Source organism: Microbacterium sp. STRO-1N (assembly GCF_057748015.1).
This window is the reverse complement of sequence record NZ_CM173234.1, coordinates 2,869,298-2,894,097: the sequence shown is the minus strand read 5'-3', so window position 1 is coordinate 2,894,097 and position 24,800 is coordinate 2,869,298. Positions and strand designations below refer to the sequence as shown.

Here is a 24,800-nt window from a genome sequence, read left to right as displayed (position 1 = left end):
GACCGGCTGACCGGCCCAGCGCCGTCGTGGCCGACGTCACATACGCAATCGGGCATATGGCGCGAAAGTAGAATGTGCGGTGGGCGGATCCGCCCGAAATATCTGGGAGTGTTTCCGTGGCCCTCATCGTGCAGAAGTACGGCGGCTCGTCTGTCGCCGACGCAGAGAGCATCAAGCGCGTCGCCAAGCGCATCGTCGACACGCGTCGTGCCGGCCACGACGTCGTCGTCGCGGTGAGCGCGATGGGCGATACGACCGACGAACTGCTGGATCTCGCGGCCGAGGTCGCCCCGATCCCGGCTCCGCGCGAGATGGACATGCTGCTCTCCAGCGGTGAGCGCATCTCGATGGCGCTGCTGGCGATGGCCATCCACTCGATGGGCTTCGAGGCGCGCTCCTACACCGGACCGCAGGCCGGAATGCGAACCGATGACAAGTACGGCTCGGCCCGCATCGTCGAGGTCAACCCCAAGCGCGTGCGCGAGGCGCTCGACGAGGGCGCGATCGTCATCGTCGCCGGATTCCAGGGACTCAACGACGACACGCAGGACATCACGACGCTCGGCCGCGGCGGGTCGGACACCACCGCCGTCGCGCTGGCCGCTGCGCTCAAGGCCGACGTCTGCGAGATCTACAGCGACGTCGACGGCATCTTCACCGCAGACCCGCGCGTCATTCCGAAGGCGCGCAAGCTCGATCACGTCTCCAGCGAGGAGATGCTCGAACTCGCCGCCAACGGCGCCAAGGTCCTGTACATCCGCGCCGTCGAGTACGCACGCCGCCACGGCGTCCTGATCCACGCCCGTTCGTCGTTCTCGGCGGCGGAAGGCACGTATGTTCTTGGTCGGGGGATGCTCAACCCCCGCGAATCTGAGGGAGAAGTCATGGAAGAACCGATCGTCGCAGGCGTCGCCACCGACCTCAGCCAGGCCAAGATCACGATCATCGGCGTTCCCGATGTGCCGGGGAAGGCGGCGGAGATCTTCCAGATCGTCGCGAAATCGGGCGCGAACGTCGACATGATCGTGCAGAACGTGTCGGCCGCGGCCACCGGCCGCACCGACATCTCCTTCACGCTTCCCAAGGCGGATGCCTCGGCCGCGCTCAAGGCGCTCGCCGGCGAGCAGTCGGACATCGGCTTCGAGAGCCTCGTCCACGACGACCAGATCGGCAAGCTCTCGGTCGTCGGCGCCGGCATGCGCACGCACTCCGGCGTCTCGGCGAAGCTGTTCGAGGCGCTGTCGATCGCGGGTGTGAACATCGAGATGATCTCGACGTCTGAGATCCGCATCTCGGTCGTGCTGCGCGGCGACGAGCTCGCCGACGCCGCGCGCGCCGTGCACACCGCCTACGGCCTCGACAACGAGATCGAGGCGACGGTCCACGCCGGCACCGGCCGCTGACACGGCGCGGTAGACTCGCCGAAACCCTGACATCGGCGCCAGGCGCGGCATCCGCACTCCGACGCCGCGCCGAGCGCCTCGCCTGCAGTTCTGCATCAGCCCGAGGAAAGCCCATGACCCGTATCTCCGACTCAGGATTCTCCGTCGCCATCGTCGGCGCCACCGGACAGGTGGGCACCGTGATGCGCGAGATTCTCAGCGAGCGGTCGTTCCCGATCCGCGAGCTGCGTCTGTTCTCGTCCGCACGCTCGGCGGGCAGCGCGATCGAGTTCGGCGGCGTCACGGTCATCGCCGAGGACGTCGAGACGGCAGACCCGACCGGTATCGAGATCGCGCTGTTCTCCGCCGGGGCCACGGCCAGCCGCGCTTACGCGCCGCGCTTCGCCGAGGCCGGAGCCGTCGTCATCGACAACTCCAGCGCCTGGCGCAACGACCCCGAGGTTCCGCTCGTGGTCAGCGAGGTCAACCCGCACGCGATCGACGAGCGCCCCAAGGGCATCATCGCCAACCCGAACTGCACGACGATGGCCGCGATGCCGGTGCTCAAGGCGCTGCACGCCGAGGCAGGTCTCGAGCGGCTCATCGTGTCGACGTACCAGGCAGTGTCCGGCTCCGGCCTCGCCGGTGCGCAGGAGCTGCTCGGACAGGTCGAAGGCGTCCTCGCGCAGGGCGACACGCTCCGCCTCGTGCACGACGGATCGTCCATCGACTTCCCGCAGCCGGAGAAGTACGTCGCGCCCATCGCATTCGACGTGATCCCGTTCGCAGGCAACCTCGTCGATGACGGCCAGAACGAGACCGACGAGGAGAAGAAGCTCCGCAACGAGAGTCGCAAGATCCTCGAACTCCCTGAGCTGCGCGTCGCCGGCACGTGCGTGCGTGTTCCGGTCTTCACCGGCCACTCGCTGTCCATCCACGCCGAGTTCGCGGGCGACATCACCCCCGACCGTGCGCGTGAAGTGCTGGATGCCGCACCCGGCGTCGTGCTCGAGGAAGTCCCCACCCCGCTGTACGCCGCAGGCAAGGACCCGAGCTTCGTCGGTCGCATTCGCGCCGACCAGTCCGCCCCGGAGGGCAAGGGCCTCGTGCTGTTCATCAGCAACGACAACCTGCGCAAGGGTGCGGCGCTGAACGCCGTCCAGATCGCCGAGATCGTCGCCGCGCGTCTCGCCGTCGCCGTCTGAACCCGGTCGGCGGCCGCCGGACGGCCGCCGGTCGGAGCGGATGCCGAGGCGAACTAGACTGGACGGGTGACTGAAACCGTCGACGTCGTCCTCATCGGTGGCGGCATCATGAGCGCCACCCTCGGTACGCTGCTGCACGAACTGCAGCCGGACTGGAAGATCGTCGCCTTCGAGCGGCTGAGCGAGGTGGCGCAGGAGAGCTCCAACCCGTGGAACAACGCGGGCACGGGGCATGCCGCCCTCTGCGAGCTCAACTACATGCCGAAGAACCCGAACGGCCCGCTCGATCCCGCCAAGGCGGTGTCGATCAACGAGCAGTTCCAGCAGAGCCGCCAGTTCTGGTCCTCGCTGGTGGACAAGGGCGTGCTCGACGAGCCGTCGACGTTCATCAACGCCACGCCGCACATGACGTTCGTGCGCGGCGAGAAGGATGTCGCCTACCTCAAGGAGCGCTACGAGGTGCTCAAGCAGCAGCCGCTGTTCGAGGGCATCGAGTTCTCCGACGACTCCCGCGTCATCAACACCTGGGCCCCGCTGCTCATGCAGCGCCGCCGCAAGGGCGAGCCGTTCGCGGCGACGCGCGTGCCGGCCGGTACCGACGTCGACTTCGGTGCGCTCACCCACCAGCTCTTCGATCACCTCACCTCCAGCGGCGTCGATCTGCGCACCAACCAGGAGGTCCGCAGCCTCAAACGCCAGAAGGACGGCACCTGGCTGGTCAAGTACCGCACCGGCCTCGGCCTCACCCCGAGCGAGGTGAAGGCGCGTTTCGTCTTCGTCGGCGCCGGCGGATGGGCGCTGAAGCTGCTGCAGCGTTCCGGCATCCCCGAGATCAAGGGCTACGGCGTCTTCCCGATCGGCGGGCAGTTCCTCAAGACGACGAACCCGAAGGTCGTGGCCCAGCACAAGGCGAAGGTGTACTCGCAGGCGTCGGTCGGAGCTCCGCCGATGTCGGTGCCGCACCTGGACACCCGCGTCGTCGACGGCGAGGAATCGCTGCTGTTCGGGCCGTTCGCCACCTTCAGCCCGAAGTTCCTCAAGAACGGATCGTGGTTCGACATCGTCGGGCAGGTCCGTACGCACAACCTCTGGCCGATGCTGCGGGTCGCGTTCGCGAACCCGGATCTCATCACGTACCTCGTCAGCGAGCTGGTGAAGAACCACGGCAAGAAGGTCGACAGCCTGCGCGAGTTCGTGCCGACCGCGAAGGACGAGGACTGGACGCTGATCCAGGCCGGCCAGCGCGCTCAGGTCATGAAGAAGGACCCGGAGAAGGGCGGCATCCTGCAGTTCGGCACCGAGGTCGTCTCCGCCGCCGACGGTTCGATCGCCGGGCTCCTCGGTGCGTCGCCTGGAGCATCCACGGCCGTTCCGATCATGCTCGAGCTGCTGCAGAAGTGCTTCCCCGAGGACTACCCGTCGTGGGAGCCGACGCTGCGCGAGCTCATCCCGACCTACGGCGAGAAGCTCAACGAGGATGCCGCGGCCGCTGCGCAGTCGATGACGTCCACGGCCGCGACCCTCGGCATCAACCGCTAGCAGGCGACCGTGGCGAAGCTCTACTTCCGCTACGGCGCGATGAACTCGGGCAAGTCCACGTCGCTGCTGCAGGCCGCATACAACTACGAAGAGCGTGGTCAGCACGTTCTGCTCGCCAAGCCCGCGATCGACACCAAGGGCGCTTCGCAGATCGAGAGCCGTCTCGGTGTCACCCGTGACGTCGACTTCCTGATCGGCCCGCAGGACGACGCCCGAGAGCTGTTCCTGCACCACCGGGAGCGGATGCGGCGGCACGACGACGAGGGACTCATCCCGTCCGAGCGGCCGGCGGATGTCGCCTGCCTGCTCATCGACGAGGCTCAGTTCCTCACGCCGGATCAGGTTGACGATCTGTTCCGCGTCGCGGTCGTCGACGGCATCCCGGTGATGGCCTACGGCATCCGCAACGATTTCCTGACGCATGCCTTCCCCGGCTCCGCCCGCCTGCTGGCCATCGCGCATTCTCTGGAGGAGCTCAAGACGATCTGCCGCTGCGGACGCAAGGCGGTCTTCAACGGACGGGTCGTCGGCGGGCGCTTCGTCTTCGACGGCGATCAGGTCGCGATCGACCAGGGCGCGGGTGGTTCTGCGCCGGTCGATGTCGTCACCTACGAGTCGCTGTGCGGCAATTGCTACCTCGAGGAGTCCGGCGGTCGTCTGGGCTGAGTCCCGTGGCGCCGGCTCCATGTCGGTTCCCGTACTGGAGCGCGTCCGGGTTCGTGCGGGTTCCCGGGTCCTGAACCCGCGTAGACCCGGACATGCCCGACTGCGTGTCCGGGTATCTGCGAGTCGCGCATCCGTTCACCCGCACCAACCCGGACGCACCTGCGCGGACATCTGCGCTTGCGTGGTCTGACCACACAGGCTAATCTGTGGTCAGACCACAGGAGGATCGGATGCCGGAGCCCACGCCACGTGCCTGGCGCACGGTGCTCGAGCACATCGAGACGGACCTGCTCGAGGGCCGTCTCGGACCGGGCGACCGCCTCCCGTCCGAACGGGATCTGTCGGCCGATCTCGGCGTCGGCCGCTCCAGCGTCCGCGAGGCGCTGCGCGTCCTCGAGGTGATGGGGCTGATCCGCACGGCGACCGGCTCGGGGCCGCAGGCCGGCGCGATCGTCATCGCGACGCCCACCGGGGGCATGTCGGCACTGCTGCGCCTCCAGGTGGCCGCACAGGGCTTCCCGCTGGCGGATGTCGTGAAGACCCGGCTCGTCCTCGAGGATGCCGTGGCCACCGCTCTCGCCGCCGACCCCGACCGCGACACCGGCGAGGCGCACCGCATCCTCGCCGCGATGGACTCGGACACCCTGACACCGGGGGAGTTCCTCGCCCTCGACGCGCAGCTGCACCTCGCACTGGCCGAGGCGTCCGGCAACGCCGTGATCGCGGCGATGATGGCGGGGCTGCGGACCGCGATCGAGTCCTACGTGCAGGCCGGAGTCGCCGGCATCGACGACTGGTCGGCGATGGCCGCGTACCTGCGAGCCGAGCATCACACCATCGTCGAGGCGATCGACGCGGGAGACGGCGAGCACGCCCGCACGCTCCTCAAGACCCACATCACCGGTTACTACACCGCAGCGGGCCTGACCCGCGTGCCCACCACCCGAACCTGAGCACCCCGAAAGGACCATGATGGTCAAGCGCCAGCTGCCCAACCCGGTCGAGATCCTCGACCTGATGAAGTTCAAGAAGCCGGAGCTGGACGGTCGCAAGCGCCGCCTGGATGCGGCCCTGACGATTTCCGATCTGCGCACGATCGCCAAGCGCCGCACTCCGAAGGCGGCGTTCGACTACACCGACGGCGCCGCCGAGGGCGAACTGTCGCTGTCGCGCGCCCGGCAGGCGTTCGAGGACGTCGAGTTCCACCCCGGCATCCTCAGGCCGGCCCCCGAGGTCGACACGTCCGTCGAGATCCTCGGCGGTCCGTCCGCGCTGCCGTTCGGCATCGCACCGACCGGTTTCACCCGCCTGATGCAGACCGAGGGGGAGGAGGCCGGAGCGGGAGCCGCGGCCGCCGCCGGGATCCCGTTCACGCTGTCCACGCTCGGCACCACCTCGATCGAGGGGGTGAAGGCGGCGAACCCCCACGGACGCAACTGGTTCCAGCTGTACGTGATGCGCGACAGGGAGATCTCGTACGAGCTCACCCGCCGTGCCGCGGACGCCGGGTTCGACACGCTGCAGTTCACGGTCGACACACCGGTCGCCGGCGCCCGCCTGCGCGACAAGCGCAACGGGTTCTCGATCCCGCCGCAGCTCACGCTCGGCACGATCATCAACGCCATCCCTCGGCCCTGGTGGTGGTACGACTTCCTCACCACGCCCAAACTCGAGTTCGCTTCTCTCAGCACCACGGGCGGCACGGTCGGCGAGTTGCTGGATGCCGCGATGGACCCGACGATCAGCTACGACGACCTCGCGGTGATCCGCGACCTGTGGCCCGGCAAGATCGTCATCAAGGGCGTTCAGAACGTGGAGGACTCGGTCCTGCTGAAGGATGCCGGAGTCGACGGCATCGTGCTGTCCAACCACGGCGGACGCCAGCTCGATCGTGCCCCGATCCCATTCCACCTGCTGCCGAAGGTGCGGCAGGCGGTGGGCGACGACTTCACCGTCATGATCGACACCGGCATCATGAACGGTGCGGACATCGTCGCCGCCATGGCGCTCGGCGCGGACTTCACGATGATCGGTCGCGCTTACCTGTACGGGCTCATGGCCGGCGGGCGCCAGGGTGTCGACCGCACCATCACGATCCTGCGCACCGAGATCGAGCGCACCATGCGCCTGCTGGGCGTCTCGTCGATCGCAGAGCTCGAGCCCGGCCACGTCACGCAGCTGCAGCGTCTGGTCCCGGTCGCCGGCGTCGGCGCGGAGGCCGTCGTCCGCCCCCTCGTTCGCTGAGCGAGGAGGGTGCGGCTCCGCCGGCCTCGCTCAACGAGCGATGGATTGCCGCGGCGGCCACGGCACGATCATCGACGTGCGCCGGCGATAAGCGGCGTACGCGGGGTATCGCGAAGCGGAGATCGACTCGGTGAAGATCGTCGAGCCGATGAACAGCGCGGTCAGCAGCACAGCGCCGACGATCGAGGCGTTGACCATGCCCCCGAGGAATCCCGCACCGGATGCCACGGCGGCGGTCGCGCCGAACGCATAGAACACCCACCACTGCGCCTGTTCGAAGAAGAAGTTCGGATGGCGGCTGTACCGGAACAGGCCCTCGCTGAGGAACCCATCGCCGAGTGCGCCGCCGGCGGCTTTCTTGCGCTGGTAGAAGTTCCACTGCTGCTGGTCGGCGATCGTCTCGCCGACCAGCAGCGCGACGAACAGCGCGGTGAACACGGCATCCCATCCGGTGAACGGTACGGGGTTGCGCAGCGCGACGTCCGCGGGGAGCGTGATGAGCACGAGCAGCGTCATCTGGAACGCGACGATGAACAGCAGATTGAACACCTGGAACAACCAGGCGGGGAGGCGGGAGCGGAGGATCGCCCAGCGGTAGTCCTCTGTGCCGGTGTAGCCGCCCTTGCGGGCGAAGTTGAACGTGAGCCGCACGCCCCAGGCGGTGACGAGCAGCGCCATCACCACGAGACGCGTCGCATCGATCCCGGACGCCAGCGCATCCGTGGTGAAGATCCAGACGTAGATCACCGGCACGATCGACCACGCGCGATCCACCCAGGAGGTGTCGCGCGTGATGAGCGAAAGAACCCAGCAGGCCGCACTGGCGGCGGCCGCGACGATGATGACCAGGGTGAGCGGGTCCATGCCGCCATCGTAGGGCGTCCAGCGCCCGACGGGGTCAGAGGGTAGCGAGCAGTTCGTCGAGCTTGTCGGCGGTGTCTTCCCAGCCTTCGACGGCGATCGAGCGCACGCCGAGCGCCAGGACCGGGTAGTCGTTGCCGCCGACGTCGAGCCGGTCGCCGTAGAAGAGCATGTCCGACAGCGGGATGCCGGTGTGCTCGGTCAGAGCCGACATGCCGTACGCCTTGTCGATGCCGGCGCGGGTGATGTCGATCGAGGTCGAACCGCCGGCACGGACTTCCAGGCCGGGCAGACGTGCTGCGACGGCATCCCGCAACGCCAGACGCTTCTCGCCGGTCGGATCCCAGGCGTGCTTGGCCTCGCGCGGGGCCTGCTGGCCGAGCGCGGAGAAGGTGATCTGCGAGCCGCGGTCCTCGAGGATCTCGCCCCAGGGAGCGGACTCCCACAGGCCGAGGCGCTCGGCTTCTTCGCGCAGGGCGGTGAGCGCGGCATCCTTCTCGTCCTGGGCGAGATCGTGCGCGTAGACCGCGGCGAAGTCCTCGCCGTCGTGCCGCAGGTAGCGGGTGCCGCACGTGGGGAGGAGGTGCAGTCGGCCGAGTTCCGCGGTATCCGCGTCGCCGAGCTGGGCGATGACCTGCGCGCGGAACTGGTCCTCGTTGCCGCCGGAGATGATGGCGACCTCGACCGTGCGCAGCAGAGCGCGCAGCAGGTCGGCGATCCGGGGATCGATGGCGCCCTTCGACGGGGCGAGCGTGTCATCGAGGTCGAAGGCGACGAGGCGCGTGGGGGTCATCTGCTCTCCAGTGCGGTGGATACGCGAGAGGGCCCGCCTTGCGGCGGACCCTCTCTGTTGTCGGGGTGACAGGATTTGAACCTGCGGCCTCTTCGTCCCGAACGAAGCGCGCTACCAAGCTGCGCCACACCCCGTTTGACAACCGTTCGAGTCTACAACGAATCTTCCGAGAGACCGAATCGAGGCGGCTCCTCGGTCACGCGCGGGCCGTGAGGGTCAGCAGCGTCGCCTCAGGGCGGCAGGCGAACCGGATCGGGGCGTAGATCGAGTGGCCGCAGCCGGCGCTGACGTTCAACGGGACCGTGCGGTCGTCGTGCGTCCACGTGCTCAGGCCCTTCGCCTGCTTCAGCGGGATGTCGCAGTTCGCGACGAGCGCCCCGAAGCCGGGCAGGCACACCTGTCCGCCGTGGGTGTGACCGCCCAAGATGGCATCGGCTCCGAGGTCGACGTACGCGTTCAGCACGCGCTGGTACGGGGCGTGCGTGACGCCCAGCAGGGGAGTGGTGTCGCTGCGCGCGCCGAGCGCGGCCAGCGCGTCGGGAAGAACCTCCAGTTCGTCCCAGTCGCGGTGCGCGTCGCTCACCCCGACGAAGTCGACGTCGGTACCGGCTACCTGCAGGCGTGCCGCCGTGTTGTTCAGGTCCGTCCAGCCGAGTTCGTCGGTGAAGTAGTGATTCATCGCGTCGGTGTCGAGGAAGTCGGGCTCTTCAGGCCGCTCCGACGGGCCGGTGAAGTACTTCAGCGGGTTGCGCGGCGACGGCGCGAGCACGTCGTTGGAGCCGTGGACGAACACCCCGGGGATGCCGGCCAGAGGAGCGAAGGCACGACGGATGCCGTCGATCCCTCGCTCGTGGCCGAGATTGTCGCCGGTGTTGATGATCAGGTCGGGTTCGAGCTCAGCGAGCGATGCGAGCCAGTCCTGCTTGCGGTGCTGCCACGGTGCCATATGCGCGTCCGAGATGTGCAGCACCCTGATGGGCGCTGACCCGGCCGGGAGCGCCGGAGCGGACACAGCGCGCACGGTGAAGAGGTAGCGCTCGATGCCGATGCCCCAGACGGCGGCCGCGACGCCCGCGGCCCCCACCGCGCCGAGCGCGATGAGGGCCGGATGAGCCGAAGAAGGCTTCGCCATCAGTCGTCGTTGCCGTTTCCATTGCCGTTGTCGCCGCCGCCGTCGGCCTTGCAGACCACGGCGATGGTCGTGCTGCGGTTCACCGCGGTGCCGGCCGGCGGGTTGGTCGACTCGACTTCGGCGTTCGGGAGGCCGCATGAGGCATCCCAGGCGAGGTTGCTGAGCCCGGCGCTGGCGAGTTCGCTCTGCGCCTTGCTCGCCTTCTCACCGACGACATCGGGCACGGTTGCGCCCTGTCCGTTGCTCGGCGAGATCGTGACGGTGGCACCGCCCGCGATCCGGCCCGCACCGGGGGACTGCGCGGCGATCTGATCCGTCGGCAGGTTGCTGTCGACCGGGGCGCCGACGGTCACCGTGAATCCCGCGTCCTCGAGCGTCTTCGTGGCGTCCTCGATCGTCTTGCCGACGACGTCGGGAAGGTCGCGCAGGATCGTCCTGGTCAGGTTCTTGTCCGGCTCGGGGAACGCGTCGCCGAGGTACCACGCGTTCGCTGTGCGCTGCATGTCCTCTGCGATGGGGAAGCGGAGGCTGTTCAGGCGAGTGCCGTTCGACGAGAAGTTGCGCAGAACCCCAGGGCCTTCGACGTTGCCGACCCAGACCGCGGTGGTGACCTTGGTGCTGGACTCGATCATCATGGTCTGCGTCGTCTCGTGCGTACCGGTCTTGCCGATGACGGGAATGCCGTCATTCGGGTTCGCCTGTCCACCCGTTCCGCCGTACATGACTCCGCGCAGGGCGTAGGCAGCCGTGGCGGCCACCTCGGGGGAGATCGCCTGCTCGCACTTCGACTCCGGCAGCGGCAGCTCGGTGCCATCCTGGTCGACGATCTTGTCGATCGCACGCGGGGTGCAGTAGATCCCCTTGTTGGCCACGGTCGCATAGGCGTTCGCCATGGCAAGCGGCGCGATGTTCTTGGATCCGATCACGTCGCCCTGATTGTTCGACTTGGTGACCTTCTCGAGCTCGCCCGTGTCCTTGTCGATGCCGCCGAGCGTCACACCGAGGCGATCAGCCATCTTGTTGATGTCGCAGATGTCGAGCTGCTGCGCCATCGCGAGGTATCCGGTGTTGAGCGACGACGAGGTGAATCGCATCGGCGTGCCTGTGTAGCCGCCGACCTTGCCCGAGTTCTCGAACTTGTGGGTGTTGGTCACGGTGTCCCCGCAGATCGTGAACGGGGTGATCAATCGGAACGTGCCGTTCAGGACCTCGTTGACAGAGTGCCCCTGCTCCAGCCAGTCGAGCAAGGTGAACAGCTTGTAGGTCGATCCGACGTTGAACCCTGCCGAGCTCCCGTGCTTCGCGTCGGCCGCCCACACCTGAGCCGACTGTCCAGGGACCGGGTTGGCGGACTCGTTGAAGTCCGTGTTCTGGGTCAGCGACAGGATGCGGCTGGTGCCGACCTCGAGCTGCACGCCGGCGGCGCCGAGGTACAGGTTGGGGTGGGTAGCGACGACGTTCCTCGTCATCGTGTCGACGGCCGCCTGCTGGATGTCCAGGTTCAGAGTCGTGTAGATGTCCAGCCCGCCGCGCTGCAGCGTGTCGCGGCGCTCCTCCGGCGTGGCACCGAAGGCTTCATCGGACTGGATGACCGACTTCACGTACTGGCAGAAGTACGCGTTCTTCCCTGCCTCGGCACAGCCCTGCGTAGCAGGGTTGATGGCGGGAACGATCGGTTCCGCCAGCGTCGTGTCGTACTGCTCCTGCGTGATCTTGCCGTCCGCGAGGAGACGACCGAGCACGTAATTGCGGCGGTCGAGCGTTTCGGAGTATCCGTCGGCGGCACTGTTGAACAGGGTGCCGTCTTCATGCGTCATCGAGCCGTTCGGCATGTCGATGCGGTAGGAGTTCGGATTCTGCACCATGCCGGCCAGCGTCGCCGCCTGGTTGATGTTCAGGTTCGCCGCCGGGACGCTGTAGTAGTACTGCGACGCCGCTTCGATGCCGTAGGTGGTGCCGCCGAAGTTCGACAGGTTCAGGTAGCCGAGCAGGATGTCGTTCTTCGAGTATTCCTTCTCGATCTGCAGGGCGTAGCGCATCTCCTGCAGCTTGCGCTTCATGCCGTCGGTGCCCGAAGCGTTCGTAGCGTCGGTCCAGCAGTCGAGCAGCGCCTTCTGGTACTTCTGGGCGTCGTACACGCCGTCTTCGTTCTTGAACTCCGCGTCGTTCGGAGACGTGTCCTTCTCGCAGCGCTGCACGAGCACGTTCTTCACGTACTGCTGGCTGATCGTCGACGCGCCACGGCTGGACGTGCCCTTGGCATAGTCCAGGAGCGCCTTGGCAGTGGCGCCGATGTTGATGCCGCTGTGATCGTAGAACGTCTTGTCCTCACTGGAGAGGATCGCGTCGTAGAGGATCGGCGCGACCTGCTCATAGGTCACAGGGATGCGGTTCTGGTCGTAGAACGACGCGAGCTTCTCCGTGCGGCCGTCCGAATGCGACGCCCAGAGCGTGGTCGGCTCCATGGGAGCATCCGGCTTGAGGTCGTTCGGAATGTCCTCGAAGAGGTCGACGGCGGCCGAGCCGGTGAGGCCGGTCATCGCGATCGCTGGGGTCACGGTTGCCGTGACGAGAACTCCGGCGACGACACTGAGCCCGACGAGTCCGAGGAGTCCGCCGAGCACACCCTTCAGCGTGCGATTGTTCTGAGGCATACGCTAGATCGTAGGGGAGTTCCCTGAAAAACCACCTCGACGCGGGCCCCGGCCACGACGTCGCCGACGTGCAGGAGTGCCATGACCACGTGGGAATATCTCACCACGCCGCTGTTGATCCACAACACCGCTGCGATCCTCAACAACTGGGGAAAGCAGGGCTGGGAGCTGGTGCAGGTCGTCCAGGGCCCCGAAGGCGGGCTCGTCGCCTACTTCAAGCGCCCCACCGCCGAAGACGGTGCGAACAGTGCCGGTCTCGCGGCGGCCGAACAGGCCGCTCGCCAGTTCGAGGGCGGCGAAGCATGACCCTCGCCTCGCGCCTGGAAGAGCTGGGAATCGAGCTGCCGGCCGTCGCGGCTCCGGTCGCGGCATACGTGCCGGCCGTCGTGCACGGCGACCTCGTCTACACGTCCGGCCAGCTGCCGTTCACGGCTGGTGAGCTGCCCGCGACCGGCAAGGTGGGCGCCGGCGTCTCTGCGGATGATGCCAAGGGCTATGCCCGCACCTGCGCGCTCAACGCGCTCGCTGCCGCCGCGGATGCCGCCGGCGGCCTCGAGAAGATCGCCGGCGTGCTGCGGCTCGGTGGCTTCGTGGCATCCGATCCGTCGTTCACTGGCCAGCCCGGAGTCATCAACGGCGCCAGCGAGGTTCTCGGCGAGATCTTCGGGGATGCCGGCAGGCACGCACGCGCGGCCGTCGGCGTTCCGGTGCTGCCGCTGGACAGCCCGGTCGAGGTCGAGGTCACGTTCATCCTCGCGTGATCGGCCACGTTACGACGAAGGCCTCCTCCCATCCGAGGGAGGAGGCCTTCGTCGTGCGGGTCTCTACTTCACCTGCGCCGAGATGATGCTCATGACCGCCGTGTCGGCGAGGGTCGTGGTGTCGCCGACCTCGCGTCCTTCGGCGACATCGCGCAGCAGGCGTCGCATGATCTTGCCCGAGCGGGTCTTGGGCAGCTCGCCGACGATGTACACGTCGCGCGGGCGAGCGATCGCGCCGATCTGCTCGCCCACCCAGATGCGCAATTGCTGGGCCAAGCCCTCGGGGGTGTGCTCCGAGAGGAAGCTCTCCTTGAGGATCACGAACGCCACGACAGCCTGACCGGTGGTCTCGTCCGTGGCTCCGACGACCGCGGCCTCCGCCGTGGCCTCGTGCGCGACCAGCGCCGATTCGATCTCGGCGGTCGACAGCCGGTGGCCCGAGACGTTCATCACGTCATCCACTCGGCCGAGCAGCCAGAGGTCGCCGTCCTCGTCGAGCCGCGCGCCGTCTCCCGCGAAGTAGTAGCCCTGGTCGGCGAACTTCTCCCAGTAGGTCTCGACGTAGCGCTCGGGGTCGCCCCAGATGCCGCGCAGCATGCTCGGCCACGGTTCGGTGACGACCAGGAGGCCGCCGTTGCCGTTGCCCACCTCGGCGCCCGATTCGTCGACGACGTCGATCGAGATGCCAGGAAGCGGCACCTGTGCGGATCCGGGCTTGGCCGCCGTGATGCCGGGCAGCGGCGACACCATGATCGCGCCGGTCTCGGTCTGCCACCAGGTGTCCACGATGGGGGTCTTGCCCGCGCCGATCACATCGCGGTACCAGATCCACGCCTCGGGGTTGATCGGTTCGCCGACCGACCCGAGCAGGCGGAGGCTGGACAGGTCGAACTTCTTCGGAACGCTCCGGCCGGTCTTCATGAACGAGCGGATCGCCGTCGGCGCGGTGTAGAAGATCGTGACGCCGTACTTCTCGATGATCTCCCACCAGCGGCCGGGGTGCGGCGCATCCGGTGTGCCCTCGTACATCACCTGGGTGGCGCCGTTGGCGAGCGGGCCGTATGCGACGTAGCTGTGCCCGGTGATCCAGCCGATGTCGGCGGTGCACCAGTACACGTCCGTCTCCGGATGCAGGTCGAACACGTTCTTGTGCGTGTATGCGGCCTGGGCGAGGTAGCCGCCGGAGGTGTGCAGGATCCCCTTGGGCTTCCCTGTCGTGCCGGACGTGTAGAGGATGAACAGCGGATTCTCGGCGGGGAAGGCCTCGACGGTGTGCTCTGCGGATGCCGCGGGCACCGCATCGTGCCACCAGATGTCCCGCCCATCGACCCAGTCGACCTCGTTCTCGCCTCGGCGCACGACGAGGACGTGCTCGACGGTCTTCTGATCCCCGTCCCCGCGGTCGCTCAGCGCCTGATCGACGGCCGGCTTCAGCGCGGAGACGCGGCCCTTGCGATAGCCGCCGTCCGCGGTGATGACGAGCTTCGCGCCGGCGTCGTCGATGCGCGAACGCAGGCTGTCCGCGCTGAAACCGCCGAAGACGACGGAGTGGATCGCGCCCAGACGTGCGACCGCGAGCATCGACACGACCGCTTCGGGGATCATCGGCAGATAGATCGCCACGCGGTCGCCGTGACCGACACCGAGGTCGGAGAGCACGTTGGCCGTGCGCTTGACCTCTTCGGTCAGCTCGGCGTAGGTGATGCGGCGGGAATCGCCCGGCTCGCCCTCCCAGAGCAGCGCGACGCGGTCGCCGTTGCCGGCCTCGACGTGGCGGTCCAGGCAGTTGTATGCGACGTTCAGCTCGCCGTCGTCGAACCACTTCGCAAACGGAGGGTTCGACCAGTCGAGCACGTTCGTGAACGGGGTGTGCCAGTGCAGCAGCTCGCGGGCCTGCTCGCCCCAGAATCCTTCCCGGTCCGACGCGGCGCGCTCGTAGAGTTCGGGTTTCGCCACGGCATCCGCGGCGAACGCCGCAGACGGCGGAAACTGACGGGTCTCGTCGAGGAGGTGGTCGATCTGACTGCTCATGCACGCGCTCCTTTGCGGCGGGACGTGGTCGTGCAGGGCACACGACCGTGACACGGTGAATCTAGTGTGCGCCCCGGACATCCATTACCGCCGAAAGTCGGTACGGACACGGGTTTTGTCAGGACGGTGGCGTTGCGTACACTCGACGACAGCCGAATTCTCATTCTGGCCTTGGCGTGCCCTCCATCCCCCGATCGGGGCACGTCGTGGGCGGCATCTCATTCCCCCCGTGAGGTGCCGCCCATTCGGTTGTCCGGCGCGGTCGCGCCGCGCAGGTCGACTCCTTCTGCACCGATTCCGGGCGCGCGGATCTTGTGCACAGGTCGTGGGTTCGGGCCGCTCCAGCGTCCTCGGCGGCTTCTAGCGTCGAGGCATGACCACTCCGTTCGTCATCGCCCCGCTGGGCGCCGAGTCAGCGTCCGATGCTGTCGCGATCGACCCCGCGTTCGGCCCGCTCGCGGTCCACTGCGCAGACGAGACCGTCACGGATGTCTTCGTCAACGGCACCGCTGGTCTGTTCCTCGACCGCGGGCGAGGTGCCGAGCCGGTCGACGGATGGCGCGCGTCCGAACGCGAGGTGCGCGATCTCGCGGTCGCGCTCGTCGGACTCGGCGGGCGGCACCTCGATGACCGCTCGCCCTGCGTCGACGTCCGTCTCGAGCACGGCATCCGGGTCCACGCCGTGCTCGCACCCGTCTCGACGGCCGGCACGGCACTGTCGATCCGGATTCCGCGCGTGCACGCCGGAGATCTCGCCGCGCTGTCGGCACTCGGATGCTTCGACCAGCGCCGTCGCGTCTGGTTGGAGGACCTCGTCGCCAGACGGGCCAACCTCCTCATCACCGGCGGCACAGGAACGGGCAAGACCACACTGCTGAGCGCGTTGCTGTCCGCCGCGCCCGCGCACGACCGGATCGTGACGATCGAGGACGTCGCCGAACTGCGCCCGCACCACCCGCATCACGTCGCGCTGGAGGCGCGGCAGGCCAATCTCGAGGGTGCCGGAGGGATCACGCTCGCCCGACTCGTGCGCGAGTCCCTGCGCATGCGACCCGACCGCCTCGTCGTCGGGGAGTGCAGAGGAGAAGAGGTGCGCGAACTGCTGACCGCGTTGAACACCGGGCATGACGGCGGAGCGGGCACGCTGCACGCCTCGGGGCTCGCTGATGTTCCCGCCCGGCTCGAGGCGCTCGGTGCGCTCGCCGGCATGGATGCGACTGCTCTTGCCCGCCAGGTGGTGAGCGCGTTCACGATCGTGCTTCATCTGGCGCGCGGAGCCGATGGCGTGCGGCGTATCGAGAGCGCCGGGCGATTCGAACTCGTGGGGGAGCGGCTCGGCATCCAGGAAGTGAGCCCGTGGTGACTCTCCACCGGAAGAAGGCGCCGGACGCCGGTGCCTCCGCTGCGCACGCGGCAGTCACCGTCCGCATGCTCGCGGTGCTGCTGCAAGCCGGCGCAGCACCAGTCACGGCCTGGCGACACCTCGCCGCGACCGGCGATGAACGCGCGGCACGTGTCATCGAGCGGTGCGACCGGGGGGATCCGCTGCCGATCGCGATCGAGGTCGAGGGCGGAGCGTGGCGGGACGTCGCAGCGGCGTGGGAGATCGCCGCACACGTCGGCGCGCCGCTCGCCGATGTCCTGCGATCGCTCGCAGAAGCGCTGCAGGACGCCGCATCCGCAGCGGACGACGTGCGCATCGCGCTCGCCGAGCCGGCCGGCACGGCCCGCCTGCTGCTGTGGATGCCCCCGTTCGGACTGCTGCTCGGCTTCGCGCTCGGATTCGACACGCTGAGAGTCATCACGACACAGCCGATCGGCATCGCCTGCGTCGTCGGCGGATTGCTGCTCGTGCTCGCAGCCCGGTTCTGGACGAGCCGCCTCGTGGGTGCTGCCGAACCCGACGGACGCACCCCTGGCATGCACACCGAGCTCGTCGCCGTCGCGCTCTCGGGCGGCGTCTCGATCGAGCGTGCGATGCGTCTCGTCGCGGACAGTCTGCCGGGCGGCGGCGAGGCCTCAGCACGAACCGGCGGAGTTCTCGAGCTCTCGCGTGCGGCGGGCATCCCGGCGATCGAGCTGCTTCGCGCGTCGTCCGCACAGGACCGCCAGGATGCGCGTATCGGCGGTCGGTTGAAGGCCGCGAAGCTGTCGAGTCGGCTGCTCATTCCCCTCGGCGTCTGCACGCTGCCGGCGTTCCTGCTGCTCGGAGTCGCGCCGTTGCTGCTGAGCGTGCTCGCCACGACGCCCCTGCCGTTGCTGTGACCCCGGATCGTCCAGCGATCCATACAGAGAAGAAGGAAGAGAAGAGGAACACCATGAATCGAAAAGCATCGCTCCCGGCGCTCACCCGCGCCAGAGCAGCACGACTGTTCGCCGACGAATCCGGTGCGGCGACAGCCGAGTACGCGATCACGACGATGGCGGCGGTCGCCTTCGCCGGCCTGCTGGTCGTCATCATGCGGTCGGATGAAGTGCGCGGCATCCTGACCGATCTCGTGCGCCGGGCGCTGACGGTGTCGTGATGAGCGGGCGTCGGCCGCGGGACGAGGGCTCCGTCGCCGCCGAACTGGCGGTCGCGGTGCCCGCCGTCCTGGTGGTGCTGCTCATCGGCGTCTCGGCGCTGGGGGCAGCCGCCAGGCAGGTGAGCCTCCAGGATGCCGCGGCCGACGCCGCCCGCCTGCTCGGTCGTGGTGAATCCGCGGCGGTCGCGACCGCCGCGGTCACACGGGCCGTAGAGGGTGCCAGCGTCAGCACAGGCATGCGAGAGGATCTCGCCTGCGTCACCGCGCACGCCGATGTGCAGGTGGGGAGTTTCATCTCGATCCCGGTGCAGGCCTCCAGTTGCGCCCTGGCCGGAGGTCTGTGATGGCCGGGACGAGCATCGCGGCGGGCGTCCTCGCGGTTGCGGCGACGCTCACGTTCGGTCTCGCGGCCGTCGGCGGCGCGGCAGTGACGGCGCAGCGCGCCGCCGGAGCAGCCGATGCCGCAGCGCTCGCCGCCGCTGATGCGGCATCGGGGGCGGTGCCTGCACCGGAGGGGCCCTGTGCGCTGGCGGCGCGGGTGGCTTCGGCATCCGGAACCGAACTCACGCAGTGCGATCTGGCGGGACTCGTGGCGACGGTGACCGTCCAGGCGAAGTACGCTGGACTCGCAGCCGTCTCCCGAGCCCGCGCCGGGCCACCCGAGGGATTCTGACGGTCGATTCCACACAGCCGCTGTGAACACATCCGAACAGCGGTGTGTATGGTGTGCTTCGAAGAAAGGACGCACCCTTGGCTGAAGGCAAGAAGCTCGTCATCGTCGAGTCGCCGACGAAGATGCGGTCGATCCAGGGCTACCTCGGCGATGGGTACGAAGTACTCAGCTCCGTCGGGCACATCCGCGATCTCGCGGACAAGAAGGACATCCCCGCCGCCGACAAGCAGGCGTACGGGAAGTACTCGATCGACATCGAGAACGGGTTCGACCCCTACTACGTCGTCTCTGACCGCAAGTCGAAGACCGTCGCCGAGCTCAAGCGTGCGCTGAAGTCCGCAGACGAACTCCTGCTCGCCACTGATGAGGACCGCGAAGGCGAGGCGATCGCCTGGCACCTGCTGGAGACCCTCAAGCCGAAGGTCCCCGTCAAGCGCATGGTGTTCCACGAGATCACCAAGGACGCGATCCAGGCGGCGATCGGCAACACCCGCGAGCTCGATCTCGCGCTCGTCGATGCCCAGGAGACGCGCCGCATCCTCGACCGGCTGTACGGCTGGGACGTCTCGCCCGTGCTCTGGTACAAGGTGAAGTCCGGCCTGTCCGCCGGTCGTGTGCAGTCCGCGGCGACCCGCATGATCGTCGACCGCGAGCGCGAGCGCATGGCGTTCGTCTCGGCTGACTACTGGGATGTGGAGGCGCTCGCGTCATCCGCCTCGGCCTTCAAGGTGCGTCTGGTGCGCGTCGATGGCGGTCAGCTCGCTCGCGGCACCGACTTCGATGACACCGGCAAGCTCAAGAAGGCCGTCATCATCCTCGACGAGAAGAAGGCGCAGGCGCTCGCTCACGCTGTGGACGCCGCCGGTACGGGTACCGTCACCAAGGTCGAGGCCAAGCCGGGCACGCGCAGCCCCTACGCACCCTTCACCACGTCGACCCTCCAGCAGGAGGCGGGTCGGAAGCTCTCGATGAGCGCGAAGCAGGCGATGAGCGTCGCCCAGCGCCTGTACGAGAAGGGTTTCATCACTTATATGCGCACCGACTCCACGGCGCTGAGCACCCAGGCGGTGCAGGCGGCGCGGAGTCAGGCGGTCTCGCTCTACGGCGACAGCGCTGTGCCGCTGAAGCCGCGCGTCTACAAGTCGAAGAGCAAGAACGCGCAGGAGGCGCACGAGGCGATCCGCCCCTCGGGCGAGACTTTCCGCACGCCGGCGTCGGTTTCCGCAGAGCTGGATCGCGAAGAGCTGCGCGTCTACGACCTGATCTGGAAGCGCACCGTCGCCAGTCAGATGGCCGATGCGAAGTACGAGACCACCACGGTCACGATCGCCGTTCAGGCGGACGGGCAACTGGCCGAGTTCACCGCATCCGGCACGGTCTACACCTTCAAGGGCTTCCTCGAGGCGTACGAAGAGGGTCGCGACGAGAAGCGCAACTCGCAGGACGCCGCGGAGAACCAGTCGCTTCCCGTCGTCGCCGTCGGCGACGAGTTGGGGATGGCGGATGCCGAGGCCAAGGGCCACCGCACCACACCGAAGCCCCGCTACACGGAGGCGTCGCTGGTCAAGGCGCTCGAGGAGCACGGCATCGGCCGACCCTCGACGTTCGCGAGCATCATCGGTACAGTGATCGACCGCGGCTACGCGACCAAGCGCGGACAGGCGCTGGTGCCGACATGGCTCGCCTTCAGCGTGGTGAAGCTTCTCGAGGAGCACTTCGCCGATCTCATCGACTACGACTTCACGGCAGCGCTCGAAGACGACCTGGATGCCATCGCGCGCGGTGAGCAGAACCGCGTCGAATGGTTGAAGGAGTTCTACTTCGGCTCCGAGCAGCAGGTGGGTCTGCGCCAGGTCGTCGACAACCTCGGCGAGATCGACGCGCGAGCGCTGAACTCGACGCGCATCACCGACACCGCGACGCTCCGCTTCGGCAAGTACGGGCCGTACCTCGAGGTCGCTGACCCGGACGACCCGGACGCCAAGCCGCGGATCGTGAACGTTCCTGAGGACCTCGCGCCGGACGAACTCACCGCCGGCAAGGCGCAGGAGCTCATCGACGCGCCGGTCGCGGGGGACCGTGTACTGGGGGAGAACCCCGACAACGGCAAGATCGTCGTCGTCAAGGACGGCCGATTCGGTCCGTACGTGCAGGAGAACGACCCGGTCGATCCGGATGCCGTCGATGAGGCCACCGGCGAAGTCGCCGAGAAGCCGAAGCCGAAGCGCGGCGCCAAGAAGGACACGGCTCCCAAGCCGCGCACGGCGTCCCTGTTCCGCTCGATGTCCGTCGAGACCATCGATCTCGACACCGCGCTGCAGCTGCTGAGCCTGCCGCGCGTCGTCGGCGCCGATCCCGAGTCGGGTGAGGAGATCACCGCGCAGAACGGCCGGTTCGGGCCCTACCTGAAGAAGGGCACCGATTCGCGGTCGCTGGAGAGCGAATCGCAGATCTTCGACGTCACGCTCGAGCAGGCCCTCGAGATCTACTCGCAGCCGAAGTACGGTGCCGGCTCCCGCCGCGCATCGAGCGCGCTCGCCGAGTTCGAAGCGGACCCGGTCAGCGGCAAGCCCATCCGCATCCGCGACGGCCGCTTCGGTGCCTACGTGACCGATGGGGAGACGAACGTCACGATCCCACGCGGCCAGCAGGTGCAGGACATCACCTTCGAGATCGCCGTCCAGATGCTCGCCGACAAGCGCGCCAAGGGTCCCGTGAAGCGCGGTGCCGCCAAGAAGGCTCCTGCGAAGAAGGCGCCAGCCAAGAAGGCGCCAGCCAAGAAGCCCGCGGCCAAGAAGTCCGCAACGGCTTCGACGAAGACGGATGCCGAGAAGGCCGCAGCCCGGTCTGCCGCAGCGAAGAAGGCCGCGGCGACGCGCGCCGCGAACGCTGCCGCGAAGAAGTCGTGACCGATCGGCGCGGCCTGTGGATCACGCTCGAGGGCGGTGACGGTGCAGGCAAGACGACGCAGGCGAACCTGCTCGAGACCTGGCTGTCCGAAGCGGGTCGCACGGTGCTGCGCACCCGAGAGCCAGGCGGCAGCGAGGTCGGCCAGCTGATCCGCGACATCGTGCTGCATCATCGAGGCGACATCGCACCCCGTGCCGAAGCGCTGCTGTACGCGGCCGACCGCGCACACCACGTCGCCACGGTGGTGCGCCCTGCCCTCGAGCGCGGCGACGTCGTCATCCAGGATCGCTACCTGGACTCCTCCGTCGCTTACCAGGGCGCCGGCCGCGTGCTGGATGCCGACGAGATCCGCAAGCTGTCGCTCTGGGCGACCGAGGGCGCGCTTCCCGATCTGACGGTGCTGCTGGACCTCGACCCGCAGGTCGCACGGACGCGCCTCGACGCCGCAGACAAGCCCTTCGACCGGCTCGAGGCCGAGAAGCTCGAGTTCCACGTGCGCGTGCGCGAGGCCTTCCTGGCGCTCGCGGACGCCGAGTCGGCTCGCTTCATCGTGCTGGATGCCGCGGCATCCCCGTCCGAGATCGCGGATGCCGTCCGCACCCGCGTCGCATCGCTCGTCACCGATCCCTGACAGTCTGCGCCGCTGCGAGGTCGGCGGCGGCCGTTAGGCTGGAGCAATGACCACCGCCCCCGTCGCCCCGTTCCCGTGGGCCGACGTCTGGGGGCAGGAGGACGCGGTCGAGACGCTGCGGACCGCGGCATCCGATCCGGCGTCGATGTCGCACGCCTGGCTCATCACCGGGCCACCCGGTTCCGGGCGTTCGACGCTCGCTTATGCGTTCGCCGCCGCGCTCATCTCGAGCGGGGCGGACGATGAACACACCATGCGGCAGGTGCTCGCCGGAACGCATCCCGATGTCACGGCCCTGCGCACCGACAAGGTCATCATCACGATCGCCGAAGCGCGCTCGCTCGTTGAGCGTTCGTACTTCGCTCCGTCGACCGGCCGCTACCGCGTGATCGTCGTCGAGGACGCCGATCGCATGGTCGAACGCACCTCGAACGTGCTGCTGAAGGCATTGGAGGAGCCGCCAGAGCGCACCGTCTGGGTGCTCTGCGCCCCGAGCGAGGCCGACCTGCTGCCGACGATCCGCTCGCGCGTCCGGTCGCTGCGGCTGCGCGAACCGGACGTGGCCGACGTGGCCCGGCTCATCACGCTGCGCACCGGTGTCGACGAGGTCACCGCCGAGCAGGCCGCCAGGCACGCGCAGCGGCACATCGGCATGGCGCAGCGGCTCGCCACGGATGACGCGGCGCGCCGTCGTCGCGACGACACGCTGCGGTCGGTGCTGGGGGTGCGGGGTGTGCGAGACGCCGTCGACGTCGCCGGCACCATCATCCAGGTCGCCACCGAGGACGCCAAGGCGCTGACGGCTGAGCGCGACGAAGCCGAGCGCGCTTCACTGCTGCGCACGGTCGGCGTCGCCGAGGGGCAGGCGGTACCGCAAGCCCTGCGCGCGCAGGTCTCCGCCCTCGAGGACGAGCAGCGCAAGCGCGCGACCCGCAGCCTGCGCGACGGGATCGACCGCGTGCTCACGGATCTGCAGTCGTTGTACCGCGACGTGGTCATGCTGCAGTACGGTCGCGGCGACGATCTGATCAACCGAGAACTCGCGCCCGAACTGAGTGCGCTCGCCGCCGACTGGTCGGTGGCCCGTACGCTGGTCGTGCTGGACCACCTGACCGAGACCAGGGAATCGCTGGAGCGCAACGTCGCGGCGCTCCTGGCCTTGGAGAGCTTGCTCGTGACCATCGCGAGCGGGAGGAAACCGTGACCACTCGAATGACTTCTCGCCTGCGCCGCATCGCGGCTGCGACGGCTGCGCTCGCCGCGGCATCCCTCGTCCTGTCCGGATGCCTGTACGCAGCCATCCCCGAGGAAGCCGCGCCGCGGCCGTCCACGACGAAGGCACCCGACACCGAAGGAGTCGCCGCGGACCTCCTGCCGTTCTACGGGCAGGAGCTGACCTGGGCGCAGTGCGGGGGCGGCTTCGACTGCACGTACGTCACGGCGCCGCTGGACTGGGAGAATCCGGGCTCCGGCGAGACCATCGAGCTGTCCGTCGTGCGCAACCAGGCGACCGGCACCGCGCTCGGCTCGCTGCTGACGAACCCGGGCGGACCCGGCGCGAGCGGCGTCGACCTCATCCGCGACAGCCTGGACTACGCGGTCGGCGCCGACCTGATCGAGAACTACGACGTGATCGGATTCGATCCGCGCGGGGTCGGCGATTCGACCGCCGTGGCGTGCTTCGACGCGGCGAACATGGACAAGTACCTGTACGACATCCCCTCCGCCCCTCGCGGCACCGAGGAGTGGGAGAACGAACTGCTCGGTGCGCACCAGGCCTTCGCCGACGCCTGCGATGCCAACAGCGGTGGCATCCTGCCGCACATCACCACCATCAACTCGGCCCGCGACATGGATCTGCTGCGCGCCGTGCTCGGCGACAAGCAGCTGAACTATCTCGGGTACTCGTACGGCACCTTCCTCGGCGCGACCTACGCCGAGCTGTACCCGGACAAGGCCGGCCGGCTGGTGCTCGACGGTGCGATCGATCCGTCCACGCCTGGCCTCGAGGTGAGCACCACGCAGGGCATCGGATTCGAGTCCGCGCTGCGTGCCTACATGCAGTCCTGCCTCGATTCGGCGGAGTGCCCGTTCAACGGATCCGTCGACGACGCGATGGCCGACCTCGGCGCGCTGCTGGCATCCGCCGATCGCAGCCCGCTCCCGAACGGCGACGGCCGCGAGATGGGCGCGGATTCGATGATGACCGGCGTCATCGCGGCGCTGTATTCCCAGGACAGCTGGACGTACCTCACGCAGGGGCTCACCGAGGCTCTGCAGGGCGACCCCTACACGATGTTCGTGCTCGCCGACTTCTACAACGGCCGCGAGGAAGGCGCCTACATCGACAACTCCAGCGAGGCGTTCCGCGCCTACAACTGCATGGATTACCCGGTGGAGAACGATCCGGATGCCGAGGCTGCAGCCGAGAAGCTGCTCGCCGAGAAGGCACCGACGGTCGCGCCGTACTGGTCCGGCCCGGATTCCTGCTCGGTCTGGCCGTACCCGCCGACCGGCGCCCGTGAGGAGATCCACGCGGAAGGCGCCGGTCCCATCCTGGTCGTCGGGACGACGAACGACCCTGCGACGCCGTACGCATGGTCCGAGGCGCTGGCGGAGCAGCTCGAAGAGGGCGTCCTCATCACTCGAGTCGGCGAGGGCCACACCGGTTACAACAAGGGCAACAGCTGCGTCGACGATGCGGTGGAGGCGTTCCTGCTCGACGACACTGTCCCGGAGGACGGTCTGCGCTGCGAGTGATTTCGCGGTAGGCCCATCGACAGGGTAATATCG

22 protein-coding genes and 1 tRNA gene are annotated in these 24,800 nt (G+C 68.2%); 17 read left to right on the top strand and 6 right to left on the bottom strand.

Features of this window, described 5'->3' with window-relative positions; all coding sequences use genetic code 11:
- Window positions 1–116 precede the first annotated feature (116 nt).
- From AC3ANJ_RS14255 to AC3ANJ_RS14230, 6 genes are all read left to right on the top strand, one after another.
- On the top strand, window positions 117–1,403 hold the full coding sequence (locus AC3ANJ_RS14255; protein ID WP_488316870.1) for an aspartate kinase: 1,287 nt from the start codon (window positions 117–119) through the stop codon (window positions 1,401–1,403).
- A 113-nt stretch (window positions 1,404–1,516) separates the two neighbouring features.
- Window positions 1,517–2,587 (top strand): aspartate-semialdehyde dehydrogenase, encoded by a 1,071-nt coding sequence (locus tag AC3ANJ_RS14250; RefSeq protein ID WP_488316869.1) that lies wholly within the window; start codon window positions 1,517–1,519, stop codon window positions 2,585–2,587.
- Window positions 2,588–2,695: 108 nt separating this feature from the next.
- Entirely contained in the window at window positions 2,696–4,126 is a 1,431-nt protein-coding gene (gene mqo / locus AC3ANJ_RS14245; RefSeq protein ID WP_488319288.1) for a malate dehydrogenase (quinone), read from the top strand.
- 9 nt (window positions 4,127–4,135) lie between these two features.
- Window positions 4,136–4,792 (top strand): thymidine kinase, encoded by a 657-nt coding sequence (locus AC3ANJ_RS14240; protein ID WP_488316868.1) that lies wholly within the window; start codon window positions 4,136–4,138, stop codon window positions 4,790–4,792.
- Window positions 4,793–5,022: 230 nt separating this feature from the next.
- A complete protein-coding gene (locus AC3ANJ_RS14235) occupies window positions 5,023–5,745 on the top strand; it encodes a FadR/GntR family transcriptional regulator (RefSeq protein WP_488316867.1) in 723 nt (240 codons plus the stop codon).
- A gap of 19 nt (window positions 5,746–5,764) precedes the next feature.
- Entirely contained in the window at window positions 5,765–7,036 is a 1,272-nt protein-coding gene (locus AC3ANJ_RS14230) for an alpha-hydroxy acid oxidase (protein WP_488319287.1), read from the top strand.
- A 30-nt stretch (window positions 7,037–7,066) separates the two neighbouring features.
- Here the strand turns inward: AC3ANJ_RS14230 and AC3ANJ_RS14225 are convergent, their stop codons facing one another.
- The 5 genes from AC3ANJ_RS14225 to AC3ANJ_RS14205 form a co-directional block, all read right to left on the bottom strand.
- Window positions 7,067–7,900 carry a DUF1295 domain-containing protein gene (locus AC3ANJ_RS14225; RefSeq protein ID WP_488316866.1) on the bottom strand — a complete coding sequence of 278 codons (834 nt, stop codon included), beginning with the start codon at window positions 7,898–7,900 and terminating at the stop codon, window positions 7,067–7,069.
- Between the two features lie 34 nt (window positions 7,901–7,934).
- Window positions 7,935–8,690, bottom strand: a complete 756-nt coding sequence (locus AC3ANJ_RS14220; protein WP_488316865.1) for an HAD-IIB family hydrolase — start codon at window positions 8,688–8,690, stop codon at window positions 7,935–7,937.
- Window positions 8,691–8,750: 60 nt separating this feature from the next.
- Window positions 8,751–8,824, bottom strand: a tRNA-Pro gene (locus AC3ANJ_RS14215).
- A gap of 62 nt (window positions 8,825–8,886) precedes the next feature.
- Complete coding sequence (locus AC3ANJ_RS14210) at window positions 8,887–9,822, bottom strand: metallophosphoesterase (RefSeq protein ID WP_488316864.1); 936 nt, start codon at window positions 9,820–9,822, stop codon at window positions 8,887–8,889.
- A complete protein-coding gene (locus AC3ANJ_RS14205; protein ID WP_488316863.1) occupies window positions 9,822–12,476 on the bottom strand; it encodes a transglycosylase domain-containing protein in 2,655 nt (884 codons plus the stop codon). The genes AC3ANJ_RS14210 and AC3ANJ_RS14205 overlap by 1 nt, the downstream gene beginning before the upstream one ends.
- An 81-nt stretch (window positions 12,477–12,557) precedes the next feature.
- Between AC3ANJ_RS14205 and sp36 the strand changes: the two genes are divergently transcribed.
- Window positions 12,558–12,782: a Sp36 family protein gene (gene sp36 / locus AC3ANJ_RS14200; RefSeq protein ID WP_406249290.1), complete on the top strand. Its 225-nt coding sequence runs from the start codon at window positions 12,558–12,560 to the stop codon at window positions 12,780–12,782.
- The gene (locus AC3ANJ_RS14195) at window positions 12,779–13,237 is read left to right on the top strand and encodes a RidA family protein (RefSeq protein ID WP_488316862.1); all 459 of its coding nucleotides are present in this window, start codon (window positions 12,779–12,781) and stop codon (window positions 13,235–13,237) included. Before sp36 ends, AC3ANJ_RS14195 begins: the two co-directional genes overlap by 4 nt.
- A gap of 63 nt (window positions 13,238–13,300) precedes the next feature.
- On the opposite strand, the gene acs is transcribed toward AC3ANJ_RS14195, so the two are convergent.
- Window positions 13,301–15,268 (bottom strand): acetate--CoA ligase, encoded by a 1,968-nt coding sequence (gene acs / locus AC3ANJ_RS14190; RefSeq protein ID WP_488316861.1) that lies wholly within the window; start codon window positions 15,266–15,268, stop codon window positions 13,301–13,303.
- Window positions 15,269–15,641: 373 nt separating this feature from the next.
- Here acs and AC3ANJ_RS14185 point away from each other — a divergent pair, with 373 nt between their 5' ends.
- From AC3ANJ_RS14185 to AC3ANJ_RS14145, 9 genes are all read left to right on the top strand, one after another.
- Window positions 15,642–16,631: a TadA family conjugal transfer-associated ATPase gene (locus AC3ANJ_RS14185; protein WP_488316860.1), complete on the top strand. Its 990-nt coding sequence runs from the start codon at window positions 15,642–15,644 to the stop codon at window positions 16,629–16,631.
- Window positions 16,625–17,533: a type II secretion system F family protein gene (locus tag AC3ANJ_RS14180; protein ID WP_488316859.1), complete on the top strand. Its 909-nt coding sequence runs from the start codon at window positions 16,625–16,627 to the stop codon at window positions 17,531–17,533. The genes AC3ANJ_RS14185 and AC3ANJ_RS14180 overlap by 7 nt, the downstream gene beginning before the upstream one ends.
- Before the next feature lie 53 nt (window positions 17,534–17,586).
- Complete coding sequence (locus AC3ANJ_RS14175; RefSeq protein ID WP_406249295.1) at window positions 17,587–17,793, top strand: DUF4244 domain-containing protein; 207 nt, start codon at window positions 17,587–17,589, stop codon at window positions 17,791–17,793.
- On the top strand, window positions 17,793–18,137 hold the full coding sequence (locus AC3ANJ_RS14170; RefSeq protein ID WP_488316858.1) for a TadE family type IV pilus minor pilin: 345 nt from the start codon (window positions 17,793–17,795) through the stop codon (window positions 18,135–18,137). Before AC3ANJ_RS14175 ends, AC3ANJ_RS14170 begins: the two co-directional genes overlap by 1 nt.
- Window positions 18,137–18,466: an Rv3654c family TadE-like protein gene (locus tag AC3ANJ_RS14165; protein ID WP_406249297.1), complete on the top strand. Its 330-nt coding sequence runs from the start codon at window positions 18,137–18,139 to the stop codon at window positions 18,464–18,466. Before AC3ANJ_RS14170 ends, AC3ANJ_RS14165 begins: the two co-directional genes overlap by 1 nt.
- A 77-nt stretch (window positions 18,467–18,543) precedes the next feature.
- Window positions 18,544–21,375 (top strand): type I DNA topoisomerase, encoded by a 2,832-nt coding sequence (gene topA, locus AC3ANJ_RS14160; RefSeq protein ID WP_488316857.1) that lies wholly within the window; start codon window positions 18,544–18,546, stop codon window positions 21,373–21,375.
- A complete protein-coding gene (gene tmk / locus AC3ANJ_RS14155; RefSeq protein WP_488316856.1) occupies window positions 21,372–22,007 on the top strand; it encodes a dTMP kinase in 636 nt (211 codons plus the stop codon). The genes topA and tmk overlap by 4 nt, the downstream gene beginning before the upstream one ends.
- A gap of 46 nt (window positions 22,008–22,053) precedes the next feature.
- Window positions 22,054–23,211, top strand: coding sequence for a DNA polymerase III subunit delta' (locus AC3ANJ_RS14150; protein WP_488316855.1), 1,158 nt, complete (start codon window positions 22,054–22,056; stop codon window positions 23,209–23,211).
- A gap of 8 nt (window positions 23,212–23,219) precedes the next feature.
- A complete protein-coding gene (locus tag AC3ANJ_RS14145; RefSeq protein ID WP_488319286.1) occupies window positions 23,220–24,767 on the top strand; it encodes an alpha/beta hydrolase in 1,548 nt (515 codons plus the stop codon).
- The last annotated feature ends 33 nt before the right edge of the window (window positions 24,768–24,800 follow it).